The 11,499-nt window shown below is 70.5% G+C and carries 10 protein-coding genes; 6 read left to right on the top strand and 4 right to left on the bottom strand.

Annotated features, from left to right (window positions below; translation table 11 throughout):
• Positions 1-120: 120 nt before the first annotated feature.
• The 3 genes from ACFWSK_RS23900 to pdhA are packed head-to-tail and all read right to left on the bottom strand — an operon-like array spanning position 121 to position 3,664.
• Positions 121-1,512 (bottom strand): dihydrolipoamide acetyltransferase family protein, encoded by a 1,392-nt coding sequence (locus ACFWSK_RS23900; protein ID WP_383789682.1) that lies wholly within the window; start codon positions 1,510-1,512, stop codon positions 121-123.
• Between the two features lie 11 nt (positions 1,513-1,523).
• The gene (locus tag ACFWSK_RS23895) at positions 1,524-2,504 is read right to left on the bottom strand and encodes an alpha-ketoacid dehydrogenase subunit beta (RefSeq protein ID WP_383789679.1); all 981 of its coding nucleotides are present in this window, start codon (positions 2,502-2,504) and stop codon (positions 1,524-1,526) included.
• A 2-nt stretch (positions 2,505-2,506) separates the two neighbouring features.
• The gene (gene pdhA / locus ACFWSK_RS23890) at positions 2,507-3,664 is read right to left on the bottom strand and encodes a pyruvate dehydrogenase (acetyl-transferring) E1 component subunit alpha (RefSeq protein WP_383789677.1); all 1,158 of its coding nucleotides are present in this window, start codon (positions 3,662-3,664) and stop codon (positions 2,507-2,509) included.
• A gap of 337 nt (positions 3,665-4,001) precedes the next feature.
• On the opposite strand from pdhA, the gene ACFWSK_RS23885 reads away from it, so the two are divergent.
• The 3 genes from ACFWSK_RS23885 (at position 4,002) to ACFWSK_RS23875 (ending at position 6,282) form a co-directional block, all read left to right on the top strand.
• Entirely contained in the window at positions 4,002-4,661 is a 660-nt protein-coding gene (locus tag ACFWSK_RS23885) for a response regulator (RefSeq protein WP_383789674.1), read from the top strand.
• Positions 4,662-4,788: 127 nt separating this feature from the next.
• Positions 4,789-5,214: a pyridoxamine 5'-phosphate oxidase family protein gene (locus tag ACFWSK_RS23880; protein ID WP_383789671.1), complete on the top strand. Its 426-nt coding sequence runs from the start codon at positions 4,789-4,791 to the stop codon at positions 5,212-5,214.
• 63 nt (positions 5,215-5,277) lie between these two features.
• Entirely contained in the window at positions 5,278-6,282 is a 1,005-nt protein-coding gene (locus ACFWSK_RS23875) for a phosphotransferase (RefSeq protein ID WP_383789691.1), read from the top strand.
• A gap of 30 nt (positions 6,283-6,312) precedes the next feature.
• On the opposite strand, the gene ACFWSK_RS23870 is transcribed toward ACFWSK_RS23875, so the two are convergent.
• Complete coding sequence (locus ACFWSK_RS23870; protein ID WP_383789668.1) at positions 6,313-7,914, bottom strand: protein kinase; 1,602 nt, start codon at positions 7,912-7,914, stop codon at positions 6,313-6,315.
• Between the two features lie 303 nt (positions 7,915-8,217).
• Here ACFWSK_RS23870 and ACFWSK_RS23865 point away from each other — a divergent pair, with 303 nt between their 5' ends.
• From ACFWSK_RS23865 to ACFWSK_RS23855, 3 genes are all read left to right on the top strand, one after another.
• Positions 8,218-9,855 carry a protein kinase gene (locus ACFWSK_RS23865; RefSeq protein WP_383789664.1) on the top strand — a complete coding sequence of 546 codons (1,638 nt, stop codon included), beginning with the start codon at positions 8,218-8,220 and terminating at the stop codon, positions 9,853-9,855.
• Between the two features lie 88 nt (positions 9,856-9,943).
• Entirely contained in the window at positions 9,944-10,729 is a 786-nt protein-coding gene (locus tag ACFWSK_RS23860; RefSeq protein ID WP_383789661.1) for a hypothetical protein, read from the top strand.
• A gap of 71 nt (positions 10,730-10,800) precedes the next feature.
• The gene (locus ACFWSK_RS23855) at positions 10,801-11,424 is read left to right on the top strand and encodes a PadR family transcriptional regulator (RefSeq protein WP_383789658.1); all 624 of its coding nucleotides are present in this window, start codon (positions 10,801-10,803) and stop codon (positions 11,422-11,424) included.
• The last annotated feature ends 75 nt before the right edge of the window (positions 11,425-11,499 follow it).

Genomic DNA, 11,499 nt, shown 5'->3' with positions numbered 1-11,499 from the left:
GCTTACAACCAAAGGTACTACCGTTTTATGTGTTTGCGCCGCCCCCGGGTAACCACAACACGGCGGGGGGGCCCCCCCCCAGGCCCCGGCGGCCCCCACCGGCCTTTCGTGTGCGGGCCGTCAGGCCCAGGTGATCAGCCGCTTCGGCTGTTCCAGAATCGCCGCGACATCCGCGAGCACCTTGGAGCCGAGCTCGCCGTCGACCAGACGGTGGTCGAACGACAGCGCCAGCGTGGTGACCTGGCGGGGCTTCACCTTGCCCTTGTGGACCCAGGGCTGGAGCTTGATCGCACCGACCGCGAGGATCGCGGACTCGCCCGGGTTCAGGATCGGCGTTCCCGTGTCGACGCCGAAGACACCGACGTTGGTGATCGTCACCGTGCCGCCCGCCATCGCCGCGGGGGACGTCCTGCCCTCGCGCGCGGTGGAGACCAGTTCGCCCAGCGAGGCGGCGAGCTGGGGGAGGGTCTGCTCGTGCGCGTCCTTGATGTTCGGCACGATCAGACCGCGCGGGGTGGCCGCGGCGATGCCCAGGTTCACGTAGTGCTTCTGGACGATCTCCTGGTTGGCCTCGTCCCAGGCTGCGTTGACCTCGGGATTCCGCTTGATCGCGACCAGGAGGGCCTTGGCGATGATCAGGAGCGGGTTGACCCGCACCCCCGCCATGTCCTTGTCCTCCTTGAGCTCCGTCACCAGCTTCATCGTGCGCGTCACGTCGACGGTCACGAACTCGGTGACGTGCGGAGCCGTGAAGGCGCTGCCCACCATCGCCTGCGCGATCGCCTTGCGCACGCCCTTGACCGGGACACGGGTCTCCCGGGCACCCGGGACGACCGCGGCAGCCGGGGCCGCCGGCGCGGGCGCCGCGGGCTCGGCGGCCACGGGCTCGGCCACCGGTGCGGCCGCCGCGTGGACGTCCTCACGGGTGATGATGCCGTCCTTGCCGGTCGGCGTGACCGTCGCCAGGTCGATGCCCAGGTCCTTGGCCAGCTTGCGGACCGGCGGCTTGGCGAGCGGACGCGTCTCCGGGGCCACGCCGCCGTGGCCGTTGAGCTCGCCCTGGATGGCCGCGGCCACCTGCGCCGGGACCTCGGCACCCTTGCGCGGGCGCCGCTTCGTGGAGGACTCGGCCACGCCGTAGCCCACCAGGACCGGCGTGCGGCCCTTCGGCGCCTCGGCCTCGGCAGCCGGTTCCTGAGCCGCCACGGGCTCCGCCACCGGAGCGGGGGCCGCGTCGCCGCTGCCCGGCGCCACGTCCACCGCGATGATCACCTGGCCGACATCGACGGTCGTGCCCTCGGGGAAGCGCAGCTCGTGCACGACCCCGTCGAACGGAATCGGCAGCTCCACAGCCGCCTTGGCCGTCTCGACCTCGCACACGACCTGGCCGTCGGTGACGGTGTCGCCGGGCTGGACGTACCACTTGAGGATTTCCGCCTCGGTCAGTCCTTCGCCCACATCGGGCATCTTGAACTCACGGAAGCGAGCAGACGTTTCGGTCATCGTCGTCACGAACCCTCTCCTCAGTACGCCAGCGAGCGGTCGACGGCGTCGAGCACCCGGTCGAGCCCCGGCAGGTACTCGTCCTCGAGACGGGCCGGCGGATACGGGACGTGGTAGCCGCCGACACGCAGCACCGGTGCTTCGAGATGGTAGAAGCAGCGCTCCGTGATGCGGGCGGCGATCTCCGCGCCCGAACCGTAGAACACCGGGGCCTCGTGGACCACCACGAGCCGGCCGGTCTTCTCCACCGAGGTCTGGATCGTGTCGAAGTCGATCGGGGACATCGACCGCAGGTCCAGGACCTCGACCGACTTGCCCTCCTCCTTGGCGGCCGCGGCCGCCTCCAGGCAGACCTTCACCATCGGCCCGTACGCGACGAGCGTGAGGTCGGCGCCCGTACGCGCCACCGTCGCCCTGTGCAGCGGTCCGGGAATGGACTCGGTGTCGACCTCGCCCTTGTCCCAGTAACGCCGCTTCGGCTCGAAGAAGATGATCGGGTCGTCGCTCTGCACGGCCTGCTGCATCATCCAGTACGCGTCGGACGCGTTGGAGGGCGACACCACCTTGAGACCCGCGACGTGCGCGAACAGGGCCTCGGGCGACTCGCTGTGGTGCTCCACGGCGCCGATGCCGCCGCCGTACGGAATCCGCACGACGACCGGCAGCTTGATCTTGCCCAGCGCACGGGCGTGCATCTTCGCCAGCTGCGTGACGATCTGGTCGTACGCGGGGAAGACGAACCCGTCGAACTGGATCTCCACGATGGGCCGGTAGCCGCGCAGGGCCATACCGATCGCCGTACCGACGATCCCGGACTCGGCGAGCGGGGTGTCGATGACCCGGCCCTCGCCGAAGTCCTTCTGGAGCCCGTCGGTAATCCGGAAGACGCCGCCCAGCTTGCCGACGTCCTCACCCATGATCAGGACCTTCGGGTCCGTGTCGAGGGCGAGGCGCAGCGACTCGTTGAGCGCCTTCGCGATGGACATCTTTTCCACGGACATGGCTAGTTGCCCTCCTCGGCAGAGTCTGCGAACGATGCCTGGTAGGCGGCGAACTGGGCGCGCTCCTCGTCGACGAGGCTGCTCCCGTCCGCGTAACCGTGCTCGAAGAGAGACATCGGGTCCGGGTCGGGCATGGCCCGGACCGCTTCCCGTACGCGCTTGCCGAGGGTCTCGCTCTCCTCGTCCAGCGCGGTGAAGAACGCCTCGTCGGCGACCTTCCCCTTCTCCAGGTACGTCCGCAGGCGCAGGATCGGGTCCTTGGCCTCCCAGGCCGCCCGCTCCTCGTCCGCCCGGTACTTCGTCGGGTCGTCGGAGGTGGTGTGGGCACCCATCCGGTAGGTGAACGCCTCGACGAGGGTCGGGCCCTCGCCCCGGCGGGCCCGCTCCAGCGCCGACTTCGTGACGGCCAGACAGGCGAGTACGTCGTTGCCGTCGACCCGGACGCCGGGGAAGCCGAAGCCCTGGGCGCGCTGGTAGAGCGGGACCCGGGTCTGGCGCTCGGTCGGCTCGGAGATCGCCCACTGGTTGTTCTGGCAGAAGAACACCACGGGGGCGTTGTAGACGGCGGAGAAGGTGAACGCCTCCGCGACATCGCCCTGGCTGGAGGCGCCGTCACCGAAGTACGCGATCACGGCCGAGTCCGCACCGTCCTTGGCGACGCCCATGGCGTAACCGGTGGCGTGCAGGGTCTGCGAGCCGATGACGATCGTGTACAGGTGGAAGTTGTTGGTGTTCGGGTCCCAGCCGCCGTGGTTCACGCCGCGGAACATCCCGAGCAGATTGGTCGGGTCGACACCCCGGCACCAGGCGACGCCGTGTTCCCGGTAGGTCGGGAAGACGTAGTCGTCGTCGCGCAGCGCCCGGCCGGAGCCGATCTGCGCGGCTTCCTGGCCCAGCAGCGAGGCCCACAGGCCCAGCTCGCCCTGGCGCTGGAGCGCGGTGGCCTCGGCGTCGAAGCGCCGGGTCAGGACCATGTCCCGGTAGAGACCGCGGAGCTCGTCCGCGGTCAGGTCGATCCCGTAGTCCGGGTGCTCGACGCGCTCGCCCTCGGGCGTCAGCAACTGTACGAGTTGGGGCTCGGAACTCTGTGGCGTCTTCGCGGCGCTGGTCCGCTTGCTGCTGCGTCGCGGTTTGCGCGCGGCAGTGCTCTCCACGGTCACGTGCGTGCTCCTCCGTCGGTCCGGCCCCCGGGGTCTGCCGGGAACCAGTGCGGCTCGCCTGTGTCCGGACCCGTGCACGGGGTGGGTGCCGCTCGGCCGGGAACAGGCGTGACAGGTGCCCCGGCGAGCGCCCTGTCAAAGGCACGTTACCCAGTGCATCGCATAACTGCGAAACCCTCTCTGACCTGCGATTTTGCTTGGATATCCAAGTAAATCGAGAAAATCGGGAACTCTCGCTGGTCACAGCACTGGTAACAGCCTTGCAGGCCGCCGGAACAACGGCACGTTATCCCGCCCAACAGCGGCAGGGAAGGGGTGAGTGTGTGAGACTGCGTTTGTGCGCGAAGATGGAAAAATCACCGTATTTCTGTTGGACGACCACGAAGTGGTCCGCCGCGGAGTGCATGAATTGCTCTCCTCCGAAGCCGACATCGAGGTGGTCGGAGAGGCGGGCACGGCGGCGGACGCACTGGTCCGTATCCCCGCGACCCGCCCCGATGTGGCGGTCCTGGACGTACGGCTGCCGGACGGCAGCGGGGTGGAGGTCTGCCGCGAGGTCCGCTCCCTGGACGAGAACATCAAGTGCCTGATGCTCACCTCGTACGCCGATGACGAGGCTCTTTTCGACGCGATCATGGCCGGTGCCTCCGGATACGTACTGAAAGCGATCCGCGGCAACGAGCTCCTGAGCGCGGTACGGGACGTGGCGGCCGGTAAGTCCCTGCTGGACCCGGCGGCGACCGCCCGGGTGCTGGAACGGCTGCGCGACGGGCCGAACGGCAAGGGCGACGACAAGCTGGCCCGCCTCACCGATCAGGAACGCAAGATCCTGGACCTCATCGGTGAAGGGCTCACGAACCGGGTGATCGGTGAACGGCTCCATCTCGCCGAAAAGACGATCAAGAATTATGTGTCCAGCCTGCTCTCCAAGCTAGGCATGGAGCGCCGCTCGCAGGCCGCGGCGTACGTGGCCCGCCTCCAGGCCGAACGGCGCTGAGCGCCGCCGAACGGCGCGCACCGCCGCGTTTTCCTCTGCGGCTCCGGGTGGACACGGGACTTAGGTCCCGCGCCAACCGGGGCCGCAGACCCTTACCCGGCCCCTACGGGTAGCGGACAGTGGACGCATGGCCTCTGAGGAACTCCGTGCGATCGAGCTGCTCGGCCGGGTGCCCTACGGCCGCCTGGCGACGAGCATGCGAGCGCTCCCCATCCTGGCCGTGGCCCGCCACATCGTGGCCGAGGGCCGCGTGCTCCTGCGGCTGCACAAGGGGCTCGGCCACCACGAATCGTGCGACGGAAGCGTCATCGCGTACGGGGCCGACAACTTCAACACCGCCGCGGACGGCGGCGACGACCCCTGGTCCGTGCAGTTCACCGGCCCCGCCGCGATCGCCCACCCCTGCTCCGAGCAGCGGAAACTCTTCGGCCCCGTCCCACTCACGGCGAACGGAGAACCCTTCGATCCGGTCTATCTCCGGCTCGAACCGCACTTCGTCACCATGCACACTCTGGGCTTCACCGCAAGTCAGGAAATCGGCCACGTAGCGTGATCTAGCATTTGGTAAGTGCCGCGCTCATATGTAACCCGTCCACCTGTTCCCCCGGTCGGCGAGGTGCTGCGCCGCTATCCCGACGCCGGTGAACCGCTCGCCTGCGAGCCCCTTACCAAGGGTCTCCTGAACCACGGATACCGCGTCTCCACCACACGCGGCGCGTATTTCCTCAAGCACCATCTCGACAAGCACCACCTCGACGACGCCACCGGCGACCGCGCCACGATCGTCCGCCAGCACCGGGCCACCCAGCGGCTCCAGTCGCTCGGCGTGCCCGTCGCCCCGCCCCTCACGGACACGGAGGGTGACACGGTGACGGTGATCGACGGCCGCTGCTACGCCCTGCACCCCTGGGTGGACGGCCTCCACCGGGTGGGCGCCGAGCTGACCACCGCCCAGTCACGACGGCTGGGCGCCCTGCTCGGAGCCGTACACACCGGTCTGGAGCAGGTCATGGGTCCGGGCAGCGGGCTGCCGCCCCGGCCCGGTCACGGGAGCCCCGACCCCGCGGACACCTTCGAGCTGATCGACGAACTGCTGGCCGCCGCACGCGGGCTGCGACCCCGGGACGCCTTCGACGAGCTGGCCGTGCACCGGCTCGTCGAGCGCCGCGCCCTGCTCGAACAGCACGCCCACCGCAGGCCGCCCACCCCGGACGGGCCGGCCACGGGATGGGTGCACGGCGACTTCCATCCGCTGAATCTGCTCTACCGGGGCGCCGATCCGGTCGCGATCGTCGACTGGGACCGGCTGGGCGTACAGCCGCGTGCGGAGGAGGCGGTGCGGGCCGCGGCGATCTTCTTCGTGAGGCCGGCCGGCGAACTGGACCTGGAGAAGGTACGGGCGTACGCGCGGGCCTACCGGCGGGCGGCCGGGGCGGGCGCCGCGGAGCTGGCCGCGGCGGTGCACCGGGTCTGGTGGGAGCGGCTCAACGACTTCTGGATACTGCGCTGGCGCTACCGCCTGCACGACCGCAGGGCCGACCCGCAGTTTCCTGCGGTGTCGGCCCTGGCGGTGTGGTGGACGCGCGAGTACGAGGCGGTGGGCGAAGCCTTCACGGAGTGAAAGCGGGGCGGGGACGGGGCGCGGGGCCCCTTACGGGGTGGTGCCCGCGACGGTGCCGGCGGCATCGCCGGCACCTTCCGACGCGCCTTCGGCCGTGCCCTCGGTGGTTCCTTCGGTGGTCCCCTCGGTGGTGCCCTCGTCGTCGCCCGTGCCGCCCTCGTCCCCGGTGCCGCCTTCGTCACCCGTGCCCTCGTCCGTCCCCGCGCCGCCGTCGGCGGTACCCGGGTCGGTGGAGGGCGGCACTGTGGACGGCGTGTCGGTGGGCTCGCTGGTCGTCGGCGGCGGGGTCCAGGTGGGCTGCTCGGTGGGCTCCCACTGGCCGCCCGTGGACGTGTTCGGTTCCTCGGTCTCCTCCGTCGGCTCCTCGGAGGGCTTCTCCGAGGACTTCGACGGGGTGGGAGAGGCCGGAGTGGTGGCGGGCGTCGGGGTCTTCTTGTTGCCGGCGTCGTTCGCCGCGTTGACGGCGAAGGCGACACCCGCTCCGATCGCGATCAGCGCGAGCAGGACGAACAGCCACATCTTTCCGCGGCCGCGCCCTCCGTTGTGCTGACCGCCGGTGTATCCGCCGTCGTCGGGGTTCATCGGCGGCAGGATCGGGCCCTGCGAGGTGTCCCCGTGCGTCGGGTAGCCCATCGCCGCCGTACCGCCCACCGCGCCCATCGGCGAGGTGTGACCGCCCTCGTGCGCCACGACCGGGCCGGTGTTCCACGTACCCGTGTGGCCGCCCTGTACCTGGAGCATCTGCAGGCTGTACTGGATGAGCCCGCGCATCTCCTCGGCGCTCTGGAACCGGTCGTCCGGGTCCTTCGCGAGCGAGCGCATCACCATCCCGTCCAGCTCCGGCGGCACCGCGTCCGAGACCTCGGACGGCGGGACGGGGATGTCCTGGACGTGCTGGTAGACGACGGAGAGCGGGGTCTCACCCGTGAACGGGGGCCGCAGGGCCAGCAGCTCGTAGAGCAGGCAGCCGGTGGCGTACAGGTCGGAGCGGTGGTCGACAGCCTTGCCGAGCGCCTGCTCGGGGGAGAGGTACTGGGGCGTGCCCATGACCATGCCGGTCTGGGTCATCGTCGACTGCGCGCCGTGCAGCGCACGGGCGATGCCGAAGTCCATGACCTTGACCGCGCCGGAGTGCGTGATGATCACGTTGGCGGGCTTGATGTCACGGTGCACGATGCCGTGCTGGTGCGAGTACGCCAGGGCTTCCAGCACGCCCGAGACGATGATCAGCGCCTGCTCGGGCGGCGGGGAGTCGGCGTTGAGCAGGAGGTCGCGGATGGTGTTGCCCTCGACGAGCTCCATCACGATGTACGGAACGGTCTGACCGCCCACGACGTCCTCGCCGGAGTCGTACACGGCGACGATCGCATGGTGGTTGAGGCCCGCGACGGACTGCGCCTCGCGCGTGAAGCGGGCCTTGGAGACGGGGTCCTCGGCGAGGTCGGAGCGGAGCAGTTTCACCGCCACGGTGCGTCCCAGACGTACGTCCTCCGCGGCATAGACCTCGGCCATGCCGCCGCGGCCCAGCCGGTGGGTCATCCGGTAGCGCCCGTCGCCGACCACACCGCCGATGCCCCAGGAGTCGGCGCCATCCGAAACTCCGCCGCCGTTTGCTTCGGATCCGGGTGCCATCAGTCCTCGCCGTCGTTTCTGTCCGCGCGTCCGCGGGTGTCACGGGTGCCTTGCTGCATTGCCACGTCACGCTACAGGCTCTGCCCGACACCACGGTTCCGAGAGGGACGGGTCATCCAATCGGCTCGCGTGCCGCACACGCAAATTCCATGCGGTTCCTGTAACGCTTCCGAGACGCTTCTTGTGCGTAGGGTCACGGAACGGGCACCTGGCTTGACGTGTCGTACCCCTCGGGCAGACTTGGCCCGGAATACGGGATCTTCGCGTCACGTCAACAGTTGCGCGCCGAGGGGGAAGCTAGTCATGAGCCAGGACGGCGCACACGGCGCTCAGGGTCGCTATGCGGGCGGTTCGGTCGCCGGCGGCCGGTACCAGCTGCGCGACCTGCTCGGCGAGGGCGGGATGGCTTCCGTATATCTCGCGTACGACTCGGCGCTCGACCGCCAGGTCGCGATCAAGACGCTGCACACGGAGCTGGGGCGCGAGCAGTCCTTCCGCGAGCGCTTCCGGCGCGAGGCGCAGGCGGTCGCGAAGCTCCAGCACACCAACATCGTCTCGGTCTTCGACACCGGCGAGGACGAGCTCGGCGGCGCGCTGATGCCGTACATCGTCATGGAGTACGTCGAGGGGCAGCCGCTCGGCTCCGTCCTCCAGTCGGACATCCAGCAGTACGGCGCGATGCCGGCCGACAAGGCGCTCAAGGTGACGGCCGACGTGCTGGCCGCGCTGGAGACCAGCCACGAGATGGGCCTGGTCCACCGGGACATCAAGCCCGGCAACGTGATGATGACCAAGCGCGGCATCGTGAAGGTCATGGACTTCGGCATCGCACGCGCCATGCAGTCAGGTGTGACGTCGATGACGCAGACCGGCATGGTCGTCGGCACCCCGCAGTACCTCTCCCCCGAGCAGGCCCTGGGGCGCGGTGTGGACGCGCGGTCCGACCTCTACTCGGTCGGCATCATGCTGTTCCAGCTGCTCACGGGGCGGATTCCGTTCGACGCGGACTCGCCGCTGGCCATCGCGTACGCGCATGTGCAGGAGGAGCCGGTCGCTCCGTCGGCCATCAACCGCTCGGTCACTCCCGCGATGGACGCGCTCGTCGCCCGCGCGCTGAAGAAGAACCCGAACGAGCGCTTCCCGAGCGCCGCGGCGATGCAGGACGAGGTCACCCGCGTGCTCAGCGCGGGCGGTCAGGCCGGCGCCCCGGTGATCGTCAGCGGAGTCCCGGGGAACAGCGGCGCGGGTGTCGGTTCCGCCGTCTTCCCGCCGGTCGACCAGGGCGCCCCCGCGCCGCAGAGCGTGCAGACGCCGTACCAGCCGCATCCCCACCAGACGCACCAGTCGTACCAGCAGCCGGGTCCGTACGGCGCCCCCACTCCGGCGCCTTCGCCGAGCTACGGCTACCCGCAGGCGTACCAGACCCCGGTCCCCCCGGGGCACGGGACGCCGCCGCCGTACACGATGTCCCCGCAGGCAGCGGGCGGCCAGGGTGGCGGCAGCTCCAAGCGGAACATGCCGGTCATCGTGGGCTCGATCGTCGTCGCGCTGCTCGCGATCGGCGGCCTGGTCACGGTGCTGTCCATGAACGATGACACGGAGAACGGCAAGAACGGCGATCCGGGCACGGGAGAGTCCGCGGTGGCCGGCGAGCACAAGCCGCCGGAGCGCAACCGGACGATGGACGAAGAGGACTGCACGGACGCCAGCGAGGACTCGGACGACCCGCAGAAGGTCCAGGCGCCGAACTTCATGTACAAGGACATCAAGTCGGCCCAGGCGTGCGCCCTGGCAGCGGGCTGGACCATCAAGCCGATCGACGAGCCGGGCAACACGTACGCCGAGGACCAGGTCGTCGACCAGTTCCCCTCCGCGGGTACGGCCATTCCGGAGCGCGGCGCCCACTTCGAACTGAGGATCTCCACGGGCGACCCGGCCTGACGCCACCCGGCCCGGCCGCACCCGTCCGACGGACCGGGCGGCCGACGTCCGGGATGCCGGATATATCCGCTCGTGTGACTCTGAGCGCATGGCTCCAGGACTCCTCCCGTCCCGGCGGTCCCGGTCGTCGCGCTGCGTGCTCTGCCTGGCGGTGACCGCGGCCGCAGTGCTGGGACCCGCGAGCTGGACGTACGCGGCGGAGCGGGCGCCCGGCGGGGTTCCGCACCGGCAGGCCGGTGCCCCGTCGGGGGACGCGACCGCGCGGGGGCTCTCGCTCGCCCCCCGTTCGGCGGGACTGCCGGATACGGCCACGGGCAGCCCCACGGCCAGCCCCACGGCCAGCCCCTCGGCCACGCCCTCGCCCCACCCGACGACGCCGCCGCCGTCCCCCGTACCGGCCTCCCGGCCCCCCTCCGCGAGCCCCTCGGTGGCGCCCTCCGCCTCGCCGTCGGCCGTCCCCTCCGGTTCTCCGTCCGCGCTCCCGTCGGGCGCCTCCGGTTCGGCCCGCCCGCCCGCCGGGAGCGCGGCGCCGCCCGCCGGTTCGTCGGCAGGCCCCTCCGCTTCCGCCGAGCGGTCGCCCCTCGCGGGCAGGCCGGCGGGAGAGGGCCGCGTCCGCCCGGGGCGTTCGCTGTCGCCGCTGGAGCTCGCCCGCGCCGACGCCCTGCTCGAAGAGGAGGAGCCGGAGCCGGACATCGGGGAGGTGCCTCCCGCCGAGGTCACGCCGAGTGCGTCGACGCGTCCGGGAAGGCCGGCCCCCCAGGCGATGGACGGGCCCGCCGTACGACAGGTCCAGGAGGTCTCTCTCGGCGCCGGGATCGCGCTGGTCGGCCTGGGACTGGGCTTCCTGGCATTCCGGATGCGCCGCGTCCACTGAGGGCCGCAGCTGACCGGTTCATATCCCCGTAAGCCTTGCCTGAAGCAGCATACTCGGTATACATACTGAGTATGTCGATCCGTCACGGGCTTCTGGCCCTCCTTGAGCGCGGGCCTCGGTACGGCTCCCAGCTCCGTACCGAATTCGAGTCGCGCACCGGTTCCACCTGGCCGCTGAACGTCGGCCAGGTCTACACGACGCTCAGCCGGCTGGAGCGCGACGGCATGGTCGTCCAGGACGGTGAGGACGACGCGGGACACGCGCTCTACTCGATCACCGACGACGGCCGTACCGAACTGCACAGCTGGTTCGGGACGCCTGTCGACCGCAGCAACCCGCCCCGCGACGAGCTGGCCATCAAGCTCGCCATGGCGGTCGGCGCCCCGGGGGTCGACATCCGGGCGGTGATCCAGGCGCAGCGCCACCACACCCTGAAGGCGATGCAGGAGTACACCCGGCTGAAGGCTCAGGCCCTCACGGATGTCCCGGCAAACCGGGACGAGGTCGCCTGGCTCCTCGTGGTGGAGCAGCTGATCTTCCAGGCCGAGGCGGAGGCCCGGTGGCTGGACCACTGCGAAGCGCGACTCGTACGCCTCGCCGAGGCCGCCGCCACCGACCCGCAGCCCGAGCCCGGAAAGGCCACTCCGCGCGGCTCCGCCCGTACGGCGGCCGCGCGGCCCCGCGCCGGCCGCTGACCGCGCCGGCCGGCCCAATACCCAACGCCCAACACCCAGCACCCAGCACTCAGCACCCAGCAGAACGTCCCAGGG

The organism is Streptomyces sp. NPDC058620, from assembly GCF_042717135.1.
Taxonomy (GTDB): Bacteria; Actinomycetota; Actinomycetes; order Streptomycetales; family Streptomycetaceae; genus Streptomyces.
Note: the sequence above shows the minus strand (reverse complement) of the source record. Positions and strands in the feature narration are given on the sequence as shown.

Bases quoted from the DNA above. Each gene is read 5' to 3' on its own strand.
- ACFWSK_RS23895 (WP_383789679.1), bottom strand. From the start codon at position 2,504: ATGTCCGTGGAAAAGATGTCCATCGCGAAGGCGCTCAACGAGTCGCTG.
- ACFWSK_RS23880 (WP_383789671.1), top strand. From the start codon at position 4,789: ATGGCCTCTGAGGAACTCCGTGCGATCGAGCTGCTCGGCCGGGTGCCC.
- ACFWSK_RS23870 (WP_383789668.1), bottom strand. From the start codon at position 7,914: ATGGCACCCGGATCCGAAGCAAACGGCGGCGGAGTTTCGGATGGCGCC.
- ACFWSK_RS23865 (WP_383789664.1), top strand. From the start codon at position 8,218: ATGAGCCAGGACGGCGCACACGGCGCTCAGGGTCGCTATGCGGGCGGT.
- ACFWSK_RS23860 (WP_383789661.1), top strand. From the start codon at position 9,944: ATGGCTCCAGGACTCCTCCCGTCCCGGCGGTCCCGGTCGTCGCGCTGC.
- ACFWSK_RS23855 (WP_383789658.1), top strand. From the start codon at position 10,801: ATGTCGATCCGTCACGGGCTTCTGGCCCTCCTTGAGCGCGGGCCTCGG.